The following is a 22,801-nucleotide window of genomic DNA, read 5'->3' on the forward strand; positions in this document are numbered from 1 at the left end:
ACGTGGCGGGCTCCCCTGCCGCTCCCGCCGTTGATCGACCCCGACGCACCCCGGCGCCCGCCGATCCGCTATGAGGTGCGCCGCATGGACAAGTCCGGTCGCCTGATGGCCCGCCCGCTGCTCGACTACCTGGGATGGCCGCCACGCCAGCGACTCGAGGTCCGCCTCGACGAGGATGTCCTCACCCTGACCCCCGGTCAGGACTGCGACGACACCGTCTACATCGACAACCGAGCCCACCTGCGCCTACGCGCGCGGCTGCGCCGCGATCTCGCAGTCCAGGACGCCGACGATTTCCTGTTGGCCGCCGACCCCACCGCCGCCACCCTGCTGATGTTCACCCCCACCGCCGTCGCCGCCCTGCTGCGCCCCTGGACCGCCCCGCTCGAGGAGAACCACCCCGCATGAGCGCCCCCGTCTCACCCGCTCAACTCGCCGCCGCCAGAACACTGCTGCAAGGCCTCGGCATCCAACCCGTCCACCTGCTCACCGTCGCCACCTCGTCGGTCCCGACCTTCGCCCAGTACATCCCCATCGTCTACAACTCCATGCCCGCCACCGTCACCCGCGACCACTACCGCACCTACTGGAACAAACTGCTCGAGATCTGGCCCGAGCGTCGACTCGACGAACCCACCGTCTCCGAACTGCTGACCTTCGTCCACACCGTGCGCGAACAACGCCTGCGCCGCAGCACCGACCGCGGCGGCATCAGCACCGCCAACCACTGCATCCACGCCCTGCGCTGCCTCTACCAACACGCCGTCAACGACCGCCTCCTGACCGCCGCCGACAACCCCGCAACCAAACTCACCAAATCCCAACGCCCCGCCACCACCCGCCGCGCCCTCCCCCACGACGCACTCGCCCAGATCTGCGCCGCCGTCGGCACCGGCGGCAACGATCCAGCCCTCGACACCCTCATCATCCGCCTGCACATCGAAACAGCCTGCCGCCGAGCAGGCATTCTGACCCTGCGCGCACAAGACCTCGACCTCACCCGCTGCGTGATCCAGGTCCGCGAAAAAGGCGGATTCGCCCGCTGGCAACCCATCTCTCCCTCCCTGGCACGCGCACTGGATCACCACCGCCACGCCAGAACCCCGGCCCCCGATCAACTTCCCACCCGAACCCGCAACGGCCACCCCATCACCCCCGACCGCAACCAACGACTCCTGCGCTACCGCAACGGCCTGCCCCTGGGCATCCGCCGCTACAACGTCCTCTGGAACCGGCTCGCCCGCCAACTGCCATGGATCACCGACCACGCCGTCTCCACCCACTGGCTGCGCCACACCACCTTGCGCTGGGTCGAACGAAACTACGGACCCGCCGTCGCCCGCGCCTACGCCGGACACACCGACCGCAACAACGGCAACGCCATCGATATCTACACCCGCGCCACCATCGACGAAATCGCCCACGCCCTGGCCACACTCACCGGCGAACCCCACCCCCTCGCCACTCCACCCACCCACAACCCATACAACCACCCGCCCCTACTCCCCGCCCGCGCATAACCCGTCGAACCACAACTCAACCGTATGAGCTCACTCCGTTCCCCACCGACTGTTCGGATACCTTCGCTCGCCGCGCAGCCTCGGCGACAGTCACCTCACCGGCCAGGACCGACAACACGATCCGGACCTTCTCCTCGGCTGGCACCGCCGATGGTCTCGCCATGAACGATCAGACTCCTTAGCAGATCAGACCCGCAAGCAACGGGCCCTACCACATAGTCGGACGTGCGACAACCGGAGCTTTTTCGCAATGATCCTCTCCGCCCGACGGCTTGGTACGAGTGAAGGGGCGAGCCGGATAGGATCGAGTGTGGCGTCGGAGTATGTGTTGAGCGGCGCGCGAGGTGGGAGGTTGGATGTCCTGGCGCGACAGCGCTCCAGAGTTGGTGCAGAACGACTTGGACGGGCTGCTGGATACGGCGTTGTCGCTGGCCGAGCAGCATCTGGCGGAGCGGGGTGGTTTTTTCCCGTTCGCGATGACGGTCGGCCTTGATGGTCGCGTCAACGTGGTCAACGCTGTCGCTGAGGATGCGCAGACCGCCAAGCAGTGCGCTGTGGAGGCGTTGCGCTCGATGCGGCGTCGGATTCGCGCGGCGGCGGTGGTCGTGGACGTGGCGGTGCCGGCAAGCGGTTCGAGCGGGATCGAGGTGCATCTAGAGTATGCCGAGGGGCCGGCGATAGGTGTGCTGGAGCCGTATGCGGTCCGCGGCGGGAACGTGTCGGTCGGCGCGCTCGAGGGCTATCGCACCGAGCCGGTTATCTGGTGAGTCGACCCCCGCCGGGTCAGCCTTGGTCGTAGTGCAGGATTCGCTTGGCCAATCGCCGATGTGAGGCGTATTCGGCGTTGAGGAACGGTTCGACGTGTTCTCGGACGCCTTGGGCGCGTAGCTTCGACAAGGCTTCCAGAGCGCTGCCTTGGACGCTTGGGTCGTCGAGTTGGGCCAGAGCGATCGCGGCCGCGTCGGGGTGTCGCGATCTACCGAGCCACGCGATGACCATTGCGCGGCTTCGGCCGAATCTGCGGTCGGCCGCGATGGCTGCGAGCGTGTCGAAGTGTTCCTTGCCTGCGGGGATGTCATAGAGGGCGATTCCTGCTGCGCTGCGGCTGCGTTCGGTGATGGTGTCCTTCGCGTGATCGAATTGGGAGATCAGCGCGGGCACGGCGGCGGTCTTGCGGGATTCCTTGGTCCCCAGCGCTCGGCAGATGCTGAGTCTGGCCAGGTCGCGGCCCTCGGTCTCGGGCCCCGGCCAGCGGGTCTCCAACTCCGTCAGCCACGAGGCGAGGACTGCGATGATCTCGAGGGTGATCGAGCGGTTGGGGATGTCGAGGATGGTGTGGGCGTAGCCGCCGGCGCGCCGGTAGTCCTCGAGCAGGCGGGTAGCTGCGGCCTCGTCGGTGGGAGTCAACTCTGCAGGTCCATCGTGACGTGTTTGATCCTTCCTTGGTCGACCAACCCTTGCAGGGGCGCGGTGAGCTTGGTGTTGGTGTCGGTGATCAGGACGAACTCGTAGCCATTTGTCTGGCAGTAGATCAGATCATCCTTGATCTGCTCAGTCAGGCTCTGCTGTTGAACGTTTTTGACCTCGGTGAGCCGCTTCTGGCCGTGGTCGATGTCGTCGGGGACACGTCGGGCGCCGGTGGATCCGACGAAGGACTCCTTGGGTTTGACCGGGTCGATCCCGGCACGCGCTTCGCCTTTGGCTCCTTCGAGCTTGTTGCGGCGCGCCGTCCCGCCGGACAACGGGGGGCTGCTGCATGATGTGGTGATAGCGATTAAGCGGCCTGTGGGGCTGCTGGGGTCATGATGGTTTCGAATTCGATCGCGCCGTAGTTGTTCGCGCGTGTCCCATCGCTGCCGATCCAGGACATTGCGTTGCAGCAGGCTGAAGAAGCTCTCCATCGCGGCGTTGTCGCCGGCCGCGCCGACCCGGCGCGTCGACCCGGAGATGCCGAAACGGTTGAGCGCGTGGACGAACCGGCGGGAACGAAATCGAGACCCGCGGTCGGTGTGCAGGATGCAGCCAGAGACCTCACCGCGACGCGCAACCGCATTGCGCAGGGCCGCGACCGCGAGCCTGGACCTCATGCGTGAGTCGATCGAGTAGCCCACGATCCGGCCTGAGAACACATCCTTGATCGCGCACAGACAGAGCTTTCCTTCGTCGGCGCGACACTCGGTAATGCCGCTGAGCCACAGCCGGTTTCGCTCATCGGCGGTGAAGTTCCGGCGGACGAGGTCATCGTGAACCGGCGGCCCCGGTTTCCAACTCTTGCCGCTGCGTCGTTTGCCGAACGCGGTCCACCACCGGTTGTTCGAACAGATCCGCCACGCAGTCCGCTCAGCCATCGCCTCACCCGCTTCGCGGGCCTCCTCGGCCAGAAGCCGGTATCCGAACTCGGGGTCGTCTCGATGCCCGTCGAACAACGCATTCGCCCGATACACTGCGGCAAGTCCGCCAGCGGTCACGGGTTCGGCCAGCCACCGGTAGTACGGCTGGCGAGCGAGCTGCAGCACCCCGGCACGTCACCGCCACGAGAACCCGTTCGGCGGCAAGATCTTTCACGAGCCGGTAGAGCCCTTTCCCGGAAGCTGCGCTCGCGACAGATACGCCGCGGCGCGGCGCAGCACTTCGTTCTCCTGCTCCAGCAACCGGATACAACGCCGCGCATCACGCAACTCGGCCGACTCGGTCCGAGTCGGGCCCGGTCTATCCCCGTCGTCGACCTCGGCCTGGCGCATCCATTTCGACAGCGTCACCGGATGCACACCGAAACCAGCGGCAATCTACTCCAGCGTCACCCCGTCCTCACGGTTACGAGCCACCCGGAACACGTCCTCGCGGAACTCCTGCGAACACGGCTTGGGCACGGAACCACCCTTCCAGGCCCACCTTCCGGCAGGCCAGATCGATGTCACCTATCCGTGCAGCAGCCCCTTCAGTACGCTGAATTCTAGGACAACCCTTCCTATACCGAGAGGTTGGTTTGAACAGTGCAATCCCTGGTCCCTCGTCTATTCATAGGATCATCCGGAGAGTCACTGCAGATCGCCGAATACCTACAGATGATCGCCAACGACTTCTGCGAGGCAACCGTCTGGAACCAAGGCACCTTTGGGTTGGGGCGGTCGGCCTTACAGGATCTCACCGACGCCCTCACGAAGCACGACTTCGCCGCACTAGTGCTAGCGGGCGAGGATAAAATTACTACCCGCGGTACAACCCATCCCAGTCCAAGAGACAATATCGTCTTCGAATTGGGCCTCTTCATGGGCGCACTCGGGCCTGAACGGACCTTCATCGTGTACGCCGCCGACGATCGACCGAAGCTCCCCAGCGATCTGTCCGGCATCACCTATGCGCCATATCGGCGGCGGGCGGACGGAAATTGGAGAGCCGCGTTGAATCCGGTAGCCGTGTTGCTTCGAGAGGCCATGCGGGACGCACGGTCCCGGATGCCTGCCGTGCGTATCCAGGTCGACGAGATGACGCCTCGAAGCTCGACCGAGAGCAGGTCGGAGGCGACGATCGATAAACTGATTGCTTACGCCGCAGATCTGACTACAACCTACGCTGGCGGTTCAGCGGGTATCGAAAAGCTGACCACAGATCCCGACTCTCAAGATCGTTGGGTGGGAAATCTCCTGGGGATGCTGCAGGACGCGTACGCGACGAAAGATCCTCAAGTATACGTCGCCTGGCTAAGGCCTAAACCGCAGCCGCCGAGGCGACTGAGCGCTTACAGATTCCGGAATCTGAGCGACCTGCACAAGCACTACTTCTTCTCCTGGGGCGAAGGGTTGGCTGGCAAATCATGGGCAAACAGTACTGCGTCGATGCACTCACCATCTCGTCCGCACCCCTGGTGGGTATTTCGGGAGGGTTGCGACAACTCGACCTACCTGTGCGCACCGGTCGGACCCGCTTCCGGGGACGGCGGCATACTCGCGGTTGGTTCGGACGGGCACTTCGACGTCGATGACCTCGATCTCCGCATGATCGAATTGTTTGCTTCGCTACTTGCCCTCACCTTGCCGAATCAGCTCGATCAATGATAAGGCTCTCATCCCCGCTTCGCCGGGTAGCAGACCTTTCCGTTCCTCGTCGAGGGGCACCAACCCGGTCGACCCGGTTCCCCAGCTGATCGCCACCCGCGTCGTCGCCGAACTCTCGGTCGCCATCGTCGAATTCGCCCCCGCCGTCCCTAACTCTGCTACCGCTGCCTGCTGCCGCTACCGAGCGTGCTGATCCCCCGGGTCGCGCCAGCAGGATCACGGTGAGGGTCGTGAGCGCGGCCAGCCAGGCGGTGGTGACCGCTCCGTCGAGGGGGGTGGTAGGCAGAGGCCAGGTTGAGCCCGGCATGAGCCAGTAGCTCGGTCGGCCTGTCGGTCGGCGGTGTGCGCTGTTCACCGGCGAAAGGTCGGGCGCTGGTACTTACTGGTTGGCGAGGTCGTCGCGGATGCGGTCGAGAAGTTCCTGGTGGTGCTGGCCGTAGGTCTCGGCGGCGAAGCGCACAGCTTCCAGCGCTGCTCGCAGCGGTTCGGCCAGGCGGGCGTATTCGTAGGTGGCGATCGCCTCGACCTGCGGGACGATGCTGGATCGTGCCCCGAATCCGGGACGAGGGTGAGTTCTATCGTGGGATCGGTGGCGAGGCGGTGGTAGGACAGCGAGTGATTGGCCAACCCGGCCGGTGGTTCACGGCCTTCGTCCAAAGCGTCCAGCGCCTTACCGAAGTCGGGGATCCGGCTGAGTCCGGCACGCTCGAACGCCCAGCGTGCGCACCGGCGCGCGAGAGCGAACTGTTGTTGTGGGGGCAGGGCGGTGATGGCGTCGAGGAGGTTGCGGTCAATGTCGGCCACCGCGGAGGCCGCGTTCCGGACGGCGGGGTCGTCGAGGATGGCGCCGGTGGGTGGGCGCCCGCCCCATCGGCCGCGGGTGGCGTAGACGGCGTGGGCTTCGGGGCTGTCGCGATGGACCGCGCGGTAGCCCCCTTCCTGGGTGGGGACCCATACCTGTTCGTAGTCGATGACCGGGATCCGGCTGGCAGTACCGCCGTCGGCGTGGCCGGTGGTGAGGGTGGTGATGGTTCCGGTCGGGTCGGTGGTGGGGGTGAGGGTGATCAGGTACGTCTCGGCGGGTTCGGTGACGTCGAGATCGGGGTGGGTGTCACGGCCGCGGGCGTGGACCCGCACGCGCCACCGTCCGGGTGGGATGGTGCGAACTGCGGGGGCACATGTTCGTCGAGCCCGATCACCCGCAGCGGTTCGGGAGAATCGATGACGGTCTCCTCGACCACCTCCCAATCCTCGGTCGCGGTGTCGGCTTCGTCGGTGCTGTCGAGGGTGAGGGTGGCCGGGCCGTGGGCGGTTCCGGTGAGGACGGTGACGAAACCGGGGGCGGCCCAGAGGTTTCCCTCGCCGGTAACCGCGGTGGTGTCGGTGTCGGTGGCGGCGAGCAGGAACTGGTGGTGCTCGACCTGGACGGTCCCGGTCTCGGTCACTGGATGTGCTCCTTCGAAGGTTATGAGCCTCTGACGTAGAAGCGGTCGTTGTCATGCACGCGGTTCTTCACATAGAACCAGCTCAGGATGCCGCCGCCGCGCAGATTGTCACGACTGCCCATCATGCACATGCTGACCCCGTTGCTGTCGAAATATCCGGGTGGCGTCGGCAGCAATGCCACCCAGCTCGGCTGCGATTGCGCGCAACTGCCCTGATAGGTGCACGCCTACTGCTCGCTCTCAGTTTCCTGCGCCGTGAGGTGTCTTTCCACGGATTCGAGCTTCGTATTCAGGGTGTCGGTGTGGCCCGGACGAAGGTCAGCCTTGATGATGATGCTGGCGCGTCCGGCGGTCGCCATGACAGCGTCGGTGGCGGCTTTGATGACGGCCATGACTTCGTCCCAGTCGCCTTCGATCTCGGTGAAGCTGGCCGCCGTCCGGTTCGGAAGTCCGCTGGCGCGGATGACCCGAACTGCGGCGGCGACGTGAGCGCCGACATCTTCACCGGCGCCGACTGGTGTTATCGAGAATGCTGCGAGCACGGCTGTTCTCCTCCTGCTGGGTGCCGTCATACAGATCAGAGACTATCCAGCAGCACAGCGGTCTTGTCGCAGAGTTCGGCGACGGGGCCGCTGGTCTTGATCCGGGAGTCTGTCGTGAGTCGGTGGATGCGGCAGATGTCTCGAATTACTCGTGCTGAGGTAGTGCCTCGTGCGTCGGCGAGTACCTCGTGAGCAAGGACGACGCCGTGTTCGGGGTCGCCGTGGCGCAGATGCAGGGCGGCCAGTTGGGCGGTGCTGCGCAGCCGAGATCGTGCGTGGGCGTCGGGCAGACGTCGTGCGGCTTCGAGCTTGGTCATGGTCGGCCCGAGCTCGAGTCCCCGCTGAAAGGACAGAGTGAACAGGCCGTGCGCGAGGTCGGCGGCCAGCAGCTCGGCGCTGTAGTAGGTGGAGAATCCTTCGTGCGCCAGGTCGGGGTGGTCTTCGTCGGCGGCTTCGTTGAAAAGCGACTCGGCTTCGATGACCGCGCGAACGCACTCGCGGTGGTTGCCCTGGGCACCGAACGCTCGAGCTTTGACCGCAGTGATATCGGCTCGTCGAAGCAGCGACAGCTTGTCCGCCCGGATCGCCGCGATGCCGAGCTTATCCAAGGCGTAATCGAGGTGACCGAGGTAGATCGCCTGGCGGGCCATGCAGGTCAACAGAGCTGCCCGCAGCCACCGGGGGCCGTCGTCGCCGATGAGGTCGTAGCCTTCGTTCCAGTCGTTCAGGGCACCGGCGTGGTCGCCGCGGTCGTACCGGGCCCAGCCAACAACGCGGTGCAGGGTTGCGACCGCGGCCTTGAGTTCCCGCTCTACCGGCGGAGGCATCGTCGCCTGGAGAAATTCGCGGGCACGCACGAGCTGCACGGTCATGCCCTCGAACGCGCCGTTTCCGGCGTCGTCGCCTTGGCGGAACTCCTCGGCCCAGGCGTTGACACGCTGAGCGTGCTCGATACCTACGCACCGCGGCACGTTGCGCTCGGTCGAACGGATCGTTGGTTGCGGTGCGGGAAGGGCTGCGATGACGGGGACGGCTGCCAGTGTCCGCAGGAACTCCTGCCGATCCACATCGACCTCCTTGACCCGGACGCTGGTGGTCCGGGGGTTCGCCAATCCGAGCTGACCTGGTGCGACGCCGAACAACCGACACAATGCCTCACGGTAGCGAAGGTGGGGCCACGACACCGACCCGTTGACCAGCCGTAACACCGAGTCACCGGTGTAGAGCCCACGACGTCCGGTTGACCGCTCGACGAGATCGTTGATCTTGTCGGCGACTTCCTCATAGGTCCATCCGGCGTCGCGGATGGACTGGTACAGCAGGTGATTTCTACTCAGCCGGGTCACGATCACCCACCTCCCGCGCAGTCACCGAGACGGCTGCTCGAGCCGCACCACCGTCACTCCATCGTGCCGGTTCGTCCACCCAGCAGATTCGGTTTTCGCCCAATCCACTGCATCGCGTGACGCGACCACCCGACCCAGCAGAATCCACAGCATTCCAGCGACTGTGAGTCTGCTGGGAGAACTGCTGTGGTGGGCCGACCCGGTCACCTGTCAGGATCGAAAGATCGAGTAGCACAGCCCAACTGGCCATTTCGGCTCGCGGCATTCGAGGCGGCCGATTCGCCGTCCAGGCGAAAACACGCGGGCTATCGGCCGCAGCCTCCCACGAAGCCCTGCACCACCTGCACCCTCACCGGGCGCGGTGGCGCGGGCTGCGGTGGGCAGCTTACGACAGGAAGGCGTTCGATGACGATCTCCCCAGAGCCGGTGCCGACGCTGGCCGGCGCGGCGCACAGACCAGTCCCGCCCGTCGATACGGAACGGCCGTCACAATCACGGTCGTGGGCCGCCTTCGACTCTCGCCCGGTCGCCGAGCTGCTGGCGGCAGCGGTCGGTGAATACGGTGATGCTCCCGCAGTAGAGGACGGCCAGATGGCAGTCACCTACCGGGAACTCGATGAACGCGCTGGTCAACTCGCTGAGCAGATCGTCGCAGCCGGTGCGCACGTCGGGGACATGATCGGGGTGTGTGTCAGCCGGTCGATCGCACAGGTCGTCGCGGTGGTCGCGGTGGTGAAGGCAGGGTGTGTCGTGGTCCCCTTGGACCCGGCATACCCCGCGGAACGGGTGGCGTTCATGCTGGCCGATTCCGGCGCCGCGATCGTGATCACCAGCCCTGGTCACAGCGACAGGGCAGGCCTGGAACCGGTTCTGCGGCAAGTTCGGTCGCTTTCGGTCACCTCCGACGGCACGGTGATCGCGCCCTTCCCGACTGTCGTCGCGGCGGGCGCGAATCTGATTGTGCAGGCGCCGGTCTACATGATCTACACCTCCGGATCCACCGGTCGGCCGAAGGGGACCACGGTCAGCCATGAGGCGATCGCGAACCTCCTCAGCTGGCATCGCCGAGTGTGGCTGTCCGAGCCCGGCACGCGGGTGCTGCTCTACTCGCCGATCAGCTTCGACGTGGCCTTCCACGAAATCTTCGCTGGCCTGGCCACCGGCGCGACACTGGTCGTCCTCGACGAGGGCACCCGCACCAACCCGATCGCGCTGCTCGAAATTGCCCGCAGGCAGCGAATTCAGAAGTGGTACATGCCGTTTGTCGCCTTGCAGCAGGTCGCCCAGGCCGCGACCACCGCCGCCGAAGTCCCGACCGAGCTGACGGAGTTGATCGTCGGCGGGGAGGTCCTGCGCATCACCCCGGCGATCCGGGAGTTCGCCCGCCGCAGCGGGGCCGTGATCCACAACCACTACGGCTCCACCGAGTGCATCGACGTCGCCACCCACACCCTCGCCGGTGACCCGGCCACCTGGCCCGCGGTCGCGCCGGTGGGCCGCGCCAGCGTCGACAACATGGCCCTGCACATCCTCGACGACTCCCTCACCCCGGTCGCTCCCGGCAGGGTCGGCGAAATCTACTGCGAGGGTGCCTGTCTCGCAGTGGGATACCACCGCCGACCAGGATTGACCGCGCAGCGCTTCGTCGCAAACCCGTTCGGCCCGGCCGGGTCACGGCTGTACCGGATGGGCGATCTGGGCCGCGACACCGGCGGCGGGGTCATCGAGTGCATCGGCCGCGCCGACAACCAGCTCAAAATCCGCGGCTTCCGCGTCGAGCCCGGAGAGATCGAAGCCGCCCTGGCCGAGCACCCCGCGGTCGGCGAATGCGCCGTCGTCGGCGTTCGCGCAGCTCACGGCAATGCCCGCCTGCTTGCCTACGTCGTGCCCGCCTCCGGCACCAAAACCGCCGATCTGGGCGCGCAGCTGCGTCGGCATGCCGCCGCGACCCTGCCCGAACACCTGGTACCCGCAGTGGTGCACGTCGTGGCCGCGCTGCCGCTGACCCCCAGCGGCAAACTCGACCGCAACGCCCTTCCCGAACTCGCCGCGGCTGCGGCCGACGGGCGCGCCCGGCCGCTGACCGAGACCGCGGCCACCGTGGCCCGGATCTGGTGTGACCTGCTCGAGGTGAGCTCGCTTGACCCCGATACCGCCTTCACCGACCTCGGCGCCGATTCGCTGCTGCTGGTGCACGCCCACCAGCGCCTCGAAGTCGAATTCGGGCGGCCGCTCCCGGCCGGCCTGCTGTTTCGGGAACCGACCATCAACGCAGTCGCCCGACAGTTGTCCCAGCCTGACCCCGACCGCCCGGCCGCCCTCACACCCCCGGTCAGCGCCACCGGTGACGCGGTCGCCATCGTCGGGATGGCCGCCCGGGTGCCCGGTGCGGGCGACCTGCGCCGGTTCTGGTCGAACCTGTGTGCCGGTGTCGAATCGATCGCGCCGCTGACCAGCGCCGAATTGGCGGCCCTGCCCGCCCATCAGACCAGCGACCCGCACTTCGTGCCGGTCGCCGCCCAGCTCGAGGGCATCGAGAACTTCGACGCGGAGTTCTTCGGCATCAGCCCCGCCGAGGCCGCCGTGATGGACCCCCAGCACCGGCTCTTCCTGGAAACCGCTGTCGAGGCGATCGAGGATGCTGGCCTGGACTCCGACCGGGTCGCGGTGTTCGCCGGGTCGGCGATGAGCACCTACCTGGTCAACAACGTCCTGCCTACGCTCGGCCCGGGTGTGTTCTTGAGTCACCGCAACTTCGACCGGGCCGCCGATCTGCGCACCGAGGCGGGCAATGCCGGAGACCATCTGCCGATGCGGACCTCGCATCTGCTCGGACTGCGCGGCCCCAGCATCAATGTCCAGGCCACCTGCGCGACCTCGCTGGTCGCAGTCCATCTGGCTCGGCAAGCCCTGCTCGCCGGAGAATGCGACGCCGCCCTGGCCGGCGGGGTCACCGTCATCACCCCGCAGGCCACCGGCTACCGGTGGCGCGACGGCCTGATGGTCTCGAGAGACGGGCACTGCCGCCCGTTCGACGCCGCCGCCGACGGCACCGTGTTCGGCAACGGGCTCGGCGTGGTCGTGCTCAAGACTGTGGCCAAGGCGCTGGCCGACGGTGACCGGATCTACGCGGTCGTGTCAGGATCAGCGGTCACCAACGACGGCGCCGACAAACCCAGCTACACCGGCCCAAGCCTGGCCGCCCAAGCCGAGGCCATCACCGCCGCGCACCGCGCCGCCGGAATCACCGCCGACGACATCTCGTATGTCGAAACCCACGGCACCGCAACACGATTGGGCGACCCGATCGAAATCGCCGCCCTGACCCGGGCGTTCCGGACCAGCACCGACCGGGCCGGTCAGTGGTGCGCGATCGGGTCGGTGAAATCCAACCTCGGACACCTCGACGAAGCCGCCGGAGTGATCGGGCTGATCAAGACCGCGCTGAGCCTGCACCACCGCCAGATACCACCCAGCCTGGGTTTCGCCACCCCCAACCCCGCCGCAGACCTGCCCGCCACGCCGTTCTACGTCAACACCGCACTGCGCGATTGGCCCGCCGAACCAGACCGTCCCCGCCGGGCCGGGGTGAGCTCGTTCGGTATGGGCGGCACCAATGTTCACGTGGTCCTCGAACAGGCTCCCGCTCCGGCCGCGGCCGGCTCGCCGCTGCCGGAGCGGCCCGTGCAGCTGTTGCCGGTCTCGGCACACAGCCCGGCCGCGCTGCGCGAACTGATCTCGAGCTACCGGCGTCTGCTGGACGAGGAACCGGACCGGTTCACCGACCTCTGCTACACCGCGGCCACGCGCCGGCACCGCCGGTATCGTGCCGCGATCGCCGCCACCGCCGCCGCCGCCGCGCGCGCCGAGCTGGATCGGCTGCTCACCAGCCCGGATCTCGGCAAGCCCGCCGGGGCGGGGGCTGGGCCGTTGGTGTGGCTGTGCACTGGATACGGCTCGCAGTACCCGCAGATGGGGCGCAGCCTGTATGAGGCCGAGCCGGTGTTCCGGGAGGCCTTCGGCGAGTGCGCGAGCATCGTCGCCGCCCAAGGCGGGAGCTCGCTGACCGACCTGCACTACGGACCCGACCCAGCCGCGCGTCTCTCGGACCCGACGTGCGCGCATCCGGCGATCTTCGCGCTCGGCTACGCCACGGCCTCGCTGTGGCGGTCCTGGGGCGTGCACCCGGACCTGCTGATCGGGCACAGCCTTGGGGAATACCTCGCCGCCACGCTGGCCGGGGTACTGTCACTGCCCGACGCGCTGACACTTGTCACCGCCCGCGCCGAACTGGTCGAAAACCTCACCCCGCCAGGGAAAATGGTGCAACTCGCCGCTGAGGCGGCCACCGTGGAAACCCTCATCGCGCCGTGGGCCGACTCGATGGCGGTCGCCGCGATCAACGGCCCCGATACCGTTGTCGTCTCCGGCGCACCGGCCGCGGTCGATCAGCTCATCGCCGAATGCGACCGCCGCGGCATCCCCAGCAGGGCCCTGGCGGTCTCACGCGCCCTGCACTCCCCGCTGATGGCCCCCGCCGCGGCCGGACTGCGGCGCGTCGCTGAATCGCTGACCTACCACCACCCCCGCGTCGACCTGATCGCCGCCAGCACCGGCGCGCTGGCCCAGGAATCCGATTTCGGGGCCGACTACTGGGTGGCGCACCTGAGCAGCCCGGTCCGATTCGCCGACGCGCTCACCACCGCCAACCGAGCGGGAGCCACTACCTTCCTCGAGATCGGCGCGACCCCGGCCCTGTCCGCGCTGGGCCGCCGCGTCCTGCCCGATGAAGCCCGGCGCTGGCTGGCGAGCATGAGCCCGCGCGACCCGCTGGCCGCCTACGACGCGCTGGCGCGGCTCTACACCGGCGGCGCCGAGATCACGTGGTCGGCCGTGGCACCGCGCACCGGCCGCCGCACGCCCGCACCGGCCTACCCCTTCCAACGGCGCCGCCACTGGATCGACCGCCCGGCCGACACCCTGCCCGCCAGCGCGAACACCGCCGCTGACCCCTCGCCATCGGAGACCGACACCGTGACCCCACAATTTCTCGACCTGACCTGGGAACCCGCATCCGAGACCGCCGCCAGCGCCATGACGGGTACCGTTGTCGTCATCGGCCCACCCGGCGACCTGGCCTCCCGGCTCGTCGACGGGCTGCGCGCGAACGGACGCGGATGCGCGCAACTGCGCACCAGCCCCACGCACCTGCCCAACGCCGGGGAACTGGCCAGCGAGCTTGGTCGCCTGTCCGGCGCCGGAACCCGGCTCCAGATCGTCCTCGCCGATGTCACCTGCACCGGCGTCGATCCCACCGAGGCCTTGGCGCGGATGATCGATCTCGCGCGCAACATCGTCGCGCCCTCGGGCACGGTGCCGGTGGCCGGGCTGTGGCTGGCCACCGGCGAAGGTGATGTGCGCACCACCGCGCTGGCCGCCCTGGCCCGCACCATCGCCGCCGAACACCCCGAACTGACCTGCGGCGCGGTCACTATGCCCCTGTCACCGACCGCGGCCGATATCGACGCGGTGATCTCGTGCCTGCACCGGCCCGACACGGGTGAAGCATGGATGGTCCGCGCCGGCCGACTGCACCACGCGCGCCTGACCACCCGCGACGCCACCGGCAGCGGGCTCGTCGACGCGGTCCCGGTCCGCAGCGACGCCACCTACCTGATCACCGGCGGCCTCGGCGCGCTCGGGCTGCGCACGGCCTTGCTGATCGCCCGCCGCCACCCCGCCCGTATCGTGCTGCTCTCCCGCAGCGGCCACGCCGCCGACCCCGCAGCCTGGGACGAGTTGGCAGCATCTGGGGCCGAGGTCGAGGTGGTGGCCGGTGACGTCGCCGACGCGGACCTGCTCGCCGGTCTCATCGACCGCCTCGGGGCCCGGTTGCGCGGGATCGTGCACTGCGCAGGAGTGCTCGACGACGCGATCCTGCTGCACCAGGACCGCCGGCGCGTCGCCGCTGTGCTCGCGGGCAAGGTCGGCGGGGCGTGGCTGCTGCACGAACTGACCCGGGACCGGGAACTGGACTTCTTCGTGCTGTTCTCCTCGCTGGCCGCGACCATCGGCTACCCCGGCCAAGCCGTCTACGCCGCCGCCAACGGCGCGCTGTGCGATCTGGCCCGCCACCGCCACCACCACGGCTTGGCCGCCCTCGCGGTCAGCTGGGGCAGCTGGGCAGGGCCCGGGATGACCGGCCGACTCGCCTCCGAACTGCGCGAGCGCATCCAGGCTGAGGGCGAGACGCTGCTCGACCCCGCCGCCGCCGCGGTCACCGCGCTGACCGCGCTGCCGGGCACCGGCCCACATATCGCGATCGCGACGGTGGACTGGGACCGCTTCGCCGCCACCCGCACCTACCCGACCCCCGTCCTGGCCGCACTCACCCACCTCACCCCGGCCACCCGGCCGACACCCGCGCCGGCCGCCCCGCTGACACCCAAATCCGATGTGGCACAGACGGTTACGCGACTCGTTGCCGAGTTGTTTGGCGTCGACCCGGCCGAGGTCGACCCGCACCGCGGCTTGACCGCCCTCGGGCTCGACTCGTTGAGCGCGCTGGACCTGCGCACGAAATTGCAGCACCACTACGGTGTCTCGCTCCCGGCGACGGTGGCCTTCGACCACCCCAACATCGCCGCCCTCACCGGGCACCTGACCGGCCTGCTGGCCGCAGCCGGGCCCGGTCCGGGCCCGGCACCCACCGCCGCGCCGACGACGTCCGGCGACCGCGCGGGCGCGGAATCCGGGGAAGATGCCGAGACCGGTGACCGGGTAGCGGTGATCGGGATGGCGCTGCGGTTCCCCGGCGCCGACACCGTGACCGGGTTCTGGGAGCAGTTGTGCGCCGGTACCGACGTACTGGCCCCGATTCCGGGCGACCGCTGGGACATCGACGCCTACTACGACCCGTCCCCGGCCGCACCCGGCAAGATGACCGTGCGCCACGCGGCCACCCTCGCCGACATCGACAGCTTCGACGCCGCCTTCTTCGGTATATCCCCGGCCGAAGCCGCCCGGATGGACCCCCGGCACCGGATGCTGGCCGAGACGACCTGGCATGCGCTCGAGCACGCAGGGATTGACCCGACCACGTTGCGCGGCAGCGACACCGGCGTCTTCGTCGGCGGCGACGAATTCCTCAACGATCACCTGCGCCGCCTGGACCCCGCCGACCTGGGCACCGACCCGCACGTGGCCACCGGCGCCACGCTGAGCATGACCGCGGGCCGCCTGTCGCACCTGCTGGGCTGCCACGGCCCGAGCATGGTGCTGGCCACCGCCTGCTCCGCGAGCCTGGTCGCCGTGCACACCGCGATCAGCGCGATCCGGCGCGGCGAATGCGACACCGCGATCGTCGCCGCCGCCAAACTGCTGATCGATCCGGTCGAAACCGTCCAGCTGTGCAAGACCGGCGCGCTGGCACCGGACGGGCGGTCCAAGGTGTTCTCCGCGGCCGCCGACGGGTTCGGCCGCGGCGAAGGCGTCGCCGCGGTGATCCTCAAACGTCTCGATGCCGCACTCGCCGACGGCGACCCGATCCACGCCGTGGTGCGCGGCTCGGCGCTCAACCACGACGGCCCCAGCTCCGGGCTGACCGTGCCCAACCCCGGCGCCCAGGCCGCCGTCATCTACAAGGCCCTGCGCGATGCCGGGGTGATCCCCGACCAGGTGAGCTACCTCGAAACCCACGGCACCGGAACACAACTCGGAGACCCGATCGAGCTCGGCGCGCTGGCCACGGTGTTCGCCGGGCGCGGCACCCCGCTGCTCATCGGGTCGGTCAAGGCCAACATCGGCCACCTCGAGGAGGCCGCCGGGCTGGCCGGGCTGATCAAAGCCGTCCTCGCACTGCGCACCAGGACCATCCCCGCCCAGCCGCACTGCGAACCGCTCAACACCAACCTCGACTGGGACACCCTGCCGGTGGCGGTGCCGCGCACCCTCACCCCGTGGCCGCCCGCCGCCCCTCTCATCGCGGGAGTCTCCGCGTTCGGCATGTCCGGCACCAACGCCCACATCATCCTCGAAGCCGCCCCAGCACGTCACACCGCACGCAGTACAGGGCAATTCGTGTTCCCGATCTCGGCTCGCGACGACGCCGACCTGCGCGCCGCCGTCGCCGGCCTGGCGGACGCGCTGTCGGCCGACCTCGACCCCGCCGAGCTGGCCTACACGCTGCAAACCGGACGCCACCACTACCCGTGGCGGCTCGCCGCGATCGCCAGCTCGCCCACCGAGCTGGCCACCCTGCTCGCCGGTGTGCTCGAAGGCACCTACACCGGCTCCGACGTCATCACCAGCAGCAACACCGCAGGCTCATTGTCGGCGGCCGCCGGGCCCGCGCACCGCGCCGCGCACGCCTGGTGCGCCGGTCAGCAGGTCGACTGGGCCACCCTCTACCCCACCACCCCGGCCCGGATCAGCCTGCCCGGCTACCCGTTCCGCCGCACCACCACAACCCGCGCGGCTACCGCGCCGACGGCACCCGACACCGACGCAGGCACTGCACCTGTTCCCGCGCCCGCCGACGAACAGCTCTCGCCGCAGGCCGGCGAGGTCGGTGATCTGGATATGGCCAGGCAGATCCATGCCCGCGTCGCGGAACTGCTCGGCTACGCCCCCGAGGATCTGGACCCCGCCGGTGAGCTGGCCGGCCTGGGCGCGGACTCGATGACCTACACCCGCATCGGGCACTACCTGCTCGACACGCACGCCGTCACGGTCAGCTTCGACGAACTGTTCGACCGGGCCGTCACCGTGAACGCGCTGATCGAGATGGTCACCGCCACGGCACGCCCGCGCCAACCACACACCCCGGCCACACCCGCGCCGTCCGCACAAGGGAGCGCGCCTGCACCCATCCTCGTGCAGGGACCGGCCTCGCTGGACAGTGCCACCGAAGCGGCCACCGAGAACCTCTCGAGCGCCCAGCAACGGTTCGTGGCCGGGTTCGTCGCCGACTACGCCGGCCGCACCGCGACCTCCAAACAGGCGGCGGCACGGTCGATGCCGGTGCTGGCTAACTGCCGAGCGGGCAGCTTCGTGCCCGCCCTCAAGGAGATCACCTACCCGATCGTGGCCGCCCGCTCCGACGGGGCCCGGTTCGTTGACCTCGACGGCAACGAATACCTCGACATCTCCATGGGATACGGGGTACACCTGCTCGGCTACAACCCACCCGCACTCACCGCTGCGTTGCGCGATCAACTCGACCGCGGCATCCACATCGGCCCGCAGACCGAGGCCGCCGGGAGGGTCGCCGCGCAGCTGTGCCGGCTCACCGGTACCGAGCGGGCGGTGTTCTGCAACTCCGGCACCGAAGCGGTCAACGCCGCGCTGCGTTTCGCTCGCGCCGCGACCGGCCGCACCCGCTTCGTCATGTTCGCAGGCTCCTACCACGGCTGGTCCGACACCACCTTGGCCCTGCCCGCTGGAACCTCGAGGTCGCTGCCCATCTCACGCGGTATCGGCGACGGCGCGATGGGCGATGTGATCGTGCTCGACTACGGCAGCGACGAATCGTTGCAGGTGATCGCCGAGCTGGGGCCGAGCCTGGCCGCGGTACTCGTCGAACCGGTACAGAGCCGCCGCCCCGACCTCGCCCCCGCCGAATACCTGCACCGGTTGCGCGGACTCACCCGCACAACCGGTACCGCGCTGATCTTCGACGAGATCATCACCGGGTTCAGGGCCGGCCCCCGCGGCACCCAGGGCTGGTCGGGCGTGGACGCCGACCTGGTCACCTACGGCAAGATCCTCGGCGGCGGCCTGCCGATCGGCGCCGTAGCTGGATCCGCCCGCTTCCTCGACACCGTCGACGGCGGCGCGTTTGTCTACGGCGACACCGTCTCCGCGCCGACGACCCCGACGACGTTCTTCGGCGGCACCTTCAACAAGAACCCGATGACGATGGCCGCCGCCGCGGCCGTGCTCGACATTCTCGAACGCGAAAGCCCCCACATCCAGCACCACCTCGAACGCAAGGTCGCCTGGCTGGTCGACGAATTCAACCGGTTCTGCCGCCGCGAGGGCTTCGCGATGAAGATCGTGGCGTTCTCCTCGCTGTTCCGGTTCATCCCCGAACACGACTACCGCCTCCACCGCAGCCCGCTGGCCCACGAACTGTTCTTCGCGATGATGGCCCATCGCGGCATCTACATCCTCGAAACCCGCGTGTGCTTCCTGTCGACCGCCCACACCGACGACGACCTCACCCACATCCTCGACGTGGCCAAACAATGCCTGAACACCCTGCGCGAGCACGGATTCTTCCCCGCCGGACCCCAGAACACCACCGCGCCGGCACCCGCCGCCCTGCCGACAGTCTCGCTGTCCGGCCGATCGGCGCAGGGCAGCCGCAGCAGCGTTCTGGTAACCGGGGCTACCGGGTTCCTTGGAACCCAGCTGGTCCGCCGACTTCTCGACACCACCAGCGGCGATGTCACCTGCCTGGTGCGCGCCGATGACGACGCCCACGCCCATCGACGCCTACACGACTCGCTCACCCGCGCCGGAGTGAACACCGACGCCCGTCGGCGCGTCACCGCCGTCGCCGCCGACCTCACCCGCCCCTCGCTCGGGCTCGATCCGCACCGCTGGAGCCAGCTCAGCGAAGCCGGCGACATCTTCCACTGCGCGGCCTTCGTGCACTCGCTGCACCCCTATGACCGGCTCGCGCCCACCAACGTCACCGGCACCGGCGAACTTATCGCCCTCGCCTGCGCCCGCCGACCCGCCCGCCTGCACCACGTCTCCACCGACGCGGTGTTCGACGCCTACGGCTACCACCGCTACCGCCGCATCACCGAAGACCAGCCCCTGGCCCACCGCGACAGCCTCTACGGCGGCGGCTACGCCGAAACCAAATGGGACGCCGAAACTCTGGTCGCCGAAGCCCGCGGCCGTGGACTGGCCGCGGCGATCTACCGGCCCGGCGCGCTGCTGGGCGCCACCGACGGCGACGCCGGACAAGTCGACGACTTCCTGCTCCGGTTCCTGCGCGGCATCATCACCCTCGGCGTCTGCCCCGACATCGAAGCCACCATCGACCTGGTACCGGTCGACTACGCGGCCGCGCTCATCGTGGCAGCAGCAGGCACCCAACCGGCCGCGCGCACCTTCCACCTCACTCACCCCGACCCGATCAGCTACACCGAGCTGATCGAGCTCGTCCGCGCCTACGGCTACCCGGTGCGCACCGTCGCCCTGCACGAGTGGGACGCCATCCTGGCCGGGCTGCGCCACGAACACAACAACCCGCTCTACCCCCTGGTTCCGCTGCTGACCAGCGGTGACCCCTACCTGCGCGCCGCGCGCCTGGCCGTCGACAACAGCGCCGCGATCGCGGCCGCACACCAGATCGGCTGCCCGCCCCTGCACGAGTTGATCCCGCTGTATCTGACGCGGTTGGCCCACCAAGGCCTGCTGCCCGCACCGAACCCGCGCACCCACGAAACGACGGTAACCCGATGACCCTGCCGCCCAACCAGTTCCCGGGCATGCCCGAAACCAGCTTCGACTGGGTCCGCAACACCCTGGGCTGGACCACCTCGAGCGATCAGCCCATCACCAGCGAACCCCTGTCACGCACCGACGGCGAGATGGGCGCGGTCTACCGGCTGCGCTGTGGGGACAACTCGCTGATCTACAAGACCACCCCGACCGGTGACGGGCACTGGCAGAACCTGACCCGCGAGGGCGACCTGCTCGGCCGCGAGATCGCCAGCTACCAGACCCTGGCCGCGTGCGGCCCGATCGCGCGCACCATCGCCCCGCGCTGCTACCGCAGCATCCGCCACGGCGACGGCACCGGCGCCATCGCCCTGGAAGACCTCGGAGACGGCGTCAGCGCCGCCGAGATGGCCGACGGACTGAGCTACCGCCAGGCCCACGCCGCGGTCACCACCCTGGCGACGCTGCACTCGCTGACCGCGGTCACCGGCACGCCGACCTGCCCGCACCCGTGGCTGCTCACCGCGGGCTCGCCGGCACTGATCACCGCGATCACCGTCGGCCTGGATGACCTTCCCGAAGCACTGTCCGGACTCGGCCTGGCCCGCCCCGGCAGCGCCCCCGCGGCCCAACGCGGCGACCGCGACCGCGTCCGGCAAGCGTCCCTCGACGCGCACCGCAGCACGGTGACCGCGGTGTGCCACGGCGATGTCTGCCCGGCCAACATCATCTTCACCGCGACCACCGGTCTCACCCAGCCCACCACCGCGCGGCTGGTCGACTGGCAATTCGCTATGTGGGGCAACCCGTTGACCGACCTCGCGCTGCTGCTCACCACCTCGCTGACCCCGCGAGCGCGCCGCGCCTGGCACGAACAGCTCTTGCGCCACTACCACCACGTCCTCACCCTGCGCGCCGAGGTGTCCTACTCGTGGTCGGCGTGCCTGGCCGACTACGAACGAGCACGCCCGTTCGCCGCCCTGGTCGCCCTGGCCTCGGCCGCGGCCTACATCAGCGAGATGACCCCCGCTGACCGGGCCCGCTTCGCCGACCGGATCGCGATCGCCCTCGATGACACCACCCCGACCGCGAGACAGCCTTCACCACAGCGTCGTTCGCGGATATACCTCGTGGGTGACGCGCCGCGTCGCGTGGAAGTCGCGGTCATCGGCGCCGGGATGTTCGGTGCCGCCGCCGGCAAGTACCTCAGCGAGGCCGGTGCGGACACCCTCGTCATCGGCCCCCGCGAACCCGACGACCACCGCGCCGGTGACCAGCACAGCTTCGCCGCACACTACGACCAGGCACGCATCTGCCGCCGCCTGGGCTGGGATCCGGTCTGGGGCGAACTCGATGCCCGCTCCCTGGACCGGTTCCGCGAAATCGAGTCCGCCTCCGGGATGAGGTTCTTCACCGACAGCGGTTCGCTGGTCCTGCTCGCCGGATCCATCCGGCAACGCACGGACGCGATCGCCGCCCAGTGCCGCGACCAAGCCATCGCCGTGCAACGCCTCGACGAAACAGCCCTGGCCGCCCGATTCCCGATGCTGGGGCTGCCGCCGCTCGAGCAGGGAGTGGAAGGACTCTACGAACACAGCCGCGCCGGGCATCTCAATCCGCGTCGCCTCGTCTCAGCACAACTGGCCCTGGCGCAGAACCACGGTGCGCGCATCCTGCGCGCCGCCGTGCGGGCGGTCGGGCGCGCCGATCGCCGGTGGCGCCTGCGCCTGGACGACGACCACGGCCGCCGCGAGGTGATCGCCGAGAAGGTCCTCGTGGCCGCTGGCGCATTCACCAACCACAACAACCTGCTCCCCGGCACCGAGCAGCTGGCGATGCAGGCCTACGCCGAACCGAACCTGCTGATGCGGGTCGACCACGCCCAACGCACGGCTCTGGCCGGGCTTCCGCCGGTGGTCACCGTCGACCCGGCCGACACCGGCGACGCCAACACCTCGATCTACCTGGTGCCACCGCTGCTCTACCCCGACGGGCACGCCTGGCTGCGTATCGAGCCTGGCATGCAGCCGTGCGTGCAGCCCCTCGACAGCGCGCTCGAGATGACCAGCTGGTACGCCGGACAGACCCTCACCCGCGCTCAGGCGACGATGCTGACCTTCATGGCCACCATGATGGTGCCGACCTTGGCGCCCGTCGCGACCCGGCACGCGGCCTGCATCATCGAGAAGACCCCCACCCGATACCCCTACATCGGCCACCTCGCCCACGACTCATTCACCGTCGCGGTCGGCGGCAACGGCCACGGCGCTCGCGGCTCCGACGAGATCGGCCGGCTCGCGGCGCACATGGTGCTCGGCAAACCCTGGGACAGCCCCATCGACCAGGACACCTTCACCCCGATCACCGGCGCCACCGCCGTGCCGTGCCTGAAACCGCCCTTCGGGCTGTGCTGAACCCACCCCTACGACAACG

At 68.8% G+C, this 22,801-nt stretch carries 13 protein-coding genes and 1 pseudogene; 6 read left to right on the forward strand and 8 right to left on the reverse strand.

All coding sequences use genetic code 11. From position 1 onward, the window contains the following. Nucleotides 1–84: 84 nt before the first annotated feature. From CRM89_RS30360 to CRM89_RS10615, 3 genes are all read left to right on the forward strand, one after another. Nucleotides 85–408 (forward strand): hypothetical protein, encoded by a 324-nt coding sequence (locus CRM89_RS30360; protein WP_127516125.1) that lies wholly within the window; start codon nt 85–87, stop codon nt 406–408. Next, nucleotides 405–1,520: a site-specific integrase gene (locus CRM89_RS10605; protein WP_098083871.1), complete on the forward strand. Its 1,116-nt coding sequence runs from the start codon at nt 405–407 to the stop codon at nt 1,518–1,520. Before CRM89_RS30360 ends, CRM89_RS10605 begins: the two co-directional genes overlap by 4 nt. A gap of 356 nt (nt 1,521–1,876) precedes the next feature. Then, nucleotides 1,877–2,287, forward strand: a complete 411-nt coding sequence (locus CRM89_RS10615) for a hypothetical protein (protein WP_127516127.1) — start codon at nt 1,877–1,879, stop codon at nt 2,285–2,287. A 16-nt stretch (nt 2,288–2,303) separates the two neighbouring features. Here CRM89_RS10615 and CRM89_RS10620 read toward each other — a convergent pair whose 3' ends face one another. The 3 genes and pseudogenes from CRM89_RS10620 to CRM89_RS32250 form a co-directional block, all read right to left on the reverse strand. Beyond that, complete coding sequence (locus CRM89_RS10620) at nt 2,304–2,927, reverse strand: HEAT repeat domain-containing protein (protein ID WP_098083873.1); 624 nt, start codon at nt 2,925–2,927, stop codon at nt 2,304–2,306. Next, nucleotides 2,924–3,262, reverse strand: a complete 339-nt coding sequence (locus CRM89_RS32245; RefSeq protein ID WP_280194238.1) for a putative toxin — start codon at nt 3,260–3,262, stop codon at nt 2,924–2,926. The genes CRM89_RS10620 and CRM89_RS32245 overlap by 4 nt, the downstream gene beginning before the upstream one ends. A gap of 84 nt (nt 3,263–3,346) precedes the next feature. Next, nucleotides 3,347–4,210, reverse strand: a pseudogene (locus CRM89_RS32250) (IS3 family transposase); the annotation flags it as partial. Nucleotides 4,211–4,513: 303 nt separating this feature from the next. On the opposite strand from CRM89_RS32250, the gene CRM89_RS10640 reads away from it, so the two are divergent. Next, a complete protein-coding gene (locus tag CRM89_RS10640; RefSeq protein ID WP_098083875.1) occupies nt 4,514–5,575 on the forward strand; it encodes a nucleotide-binding protein in 1,062 nt (353 codons plus the stop codon). A 351-nt stretch (nt 5,576–5,926) separates the two neighbouring features. Here CRM89_RS10640 and CRM89_RS10645 read toward each other — a convergent pair whose 3' ends face one another. Genes CRM89_RS10645 through CRM89_RS10660 form a run of 5 tightly spaced genes read right to left on the reverse strand, consistent with a single transcriptional unit; the run spans nt 5,927 to nt 8,908 of the window. After that, nucleotides 5,927–6,712: a hypothetical protein gene (locus tag CRM89_RS10645; RefSeq protein ID WP_098083876.1), complete on the reverse strand. Its 786-nt coding sequence runs from the start codon at nt 6,710–6,712 to the stop codon at nt 5,927–5,929. Then, entirely contained in the window at nt 6,640–7,020 is a 381-nt protein-coding gene (locus CRM89_RS10650) for a hypothetical protein (RefSeq protein ID WP_098083877.1), read from the reverse strand. The genes CRM89_RS10645 and CRM89_RS10650 overlap by 73 nt, the downstream gene beginning before the upstream one ends. A 20-nt stretch (nt 7,021–7,040) precedes the next feature. Then, the gene (locus CRM89_RS30905) at nt 7,041–7,202 is read right to left on the reverse strand and encodes a hypothetical protein (protein ID WP_172964479.1); all 162 of its coding nucleotides are present in this window, start codon (nt 7,200–7,202) and stop codon (nt 7,041–7,043) included. 45 nt (nt 7,203–7,247) lie between these two features. Further along, the gene (locus CRM89_RS10655; protein ID WP_098083878.1) at nt 7,248–7,562 is read right to left on the reverse strand and encodes an MTH1187 family thiamine-binding protein; all 315 of its coding nucleotides are present in this window, start codon (nt 7,560–7,562) and stop codon (nt 7,248–7,250) included. Between the two features lie 35 nt (nt 7,563–7,597). Next, nucleotides 7,598–8,908: a hypothetical protein gene (locus CRM89_RS10660; protein WP_127516131.1), complete on the reverse strand. Its 1,311-nt coding sequence runs from the start codon at nt 8,906–8,908 to the stop codon at nt 7,598–7,600. 405 nt (nt 8,909–9,313) lie between these two features. Between CRM89_RS10660 and CRM89_RS10665 the strand changes: the two genes are divergently transcribed. Together CRM89_RS10665 and CRM89_RS10670 are read left to right on the forward strand one after the other, a co-directional pair. Beyond that, nucleotides 9,314–20,389 (forward strand): type I polyketide synthase, encoded by an 11,076-nt coding sequence (locus tag CRM89_RS10665; protein ID WP_098083880.1) that lies wholly within the window; start codon nt 9,314–9,316, stop codon nt 20,387–20,389. After that, nucleotides 20,386–22,782 carry an FAD-dependent oxidoreductase gene (locus tag CRM89_RS10670; RefSeq protein WP_098083881.1) on the forward strand — a complete coding sequence of 799 codons (2,397 nt, stop codon included), beginning with the start codon at nt 20,386–20,388 and terminating at the stop codon, nt 22,780–22,782. Before CRM89_RS10665 ends, CRM89_RS10670 begins: the two co-directional genes overlap by 4 nt. Nucleotides 22,783–22,801: the final 19 nt, after the last annotated feature.

Source organism: Nocardia sp. FDAARGOS_372 (assembly GCF_002554515.1).
GTDB lineage: Bacteria > Actinomycetota > Actinomycetes > Mycobacteriales > Mycobacteriaceae > Nocardia > Nocardia farcinica.

Coding starts and splice junctions, on each gene's coding strand:
- CRM89_RS30360 (WP_127516125.1), top strand. CDS start 85: ATGGACAAGTCCGGTCGCCTGATGGCCCGCCCGCTGCTCGACTACCTG.
- CRM89_RS10605 (WP_098083871.1), top strand. CDS start 405: ATGAGCGCCCCCGTCTCACCCGCTCAACTCGCCGCCGCCAGAACACTG.
- CRM89_RS10615 (WP_127516127.1), top strand. CDS start 1,877: ATGTCCTGGCGCGACAGCGCTCCAGAGTTGGTGCAGAACGACTTGGAC.
- CRM89_RS10665 (WP_098083880.1), top strand. CDS start 9,314: ATGACGATCTCCCCAGAGCCGGTGCCGACGCTGGCCGGCGCGGCGCAC.
- CRM89_RS10670 (WP_098083881.1), top strand. CDS start 20,386: ATGACCCTGCCGCCCAACCAGTTCCCGGGCATGCCCGAAACCAGCTTC.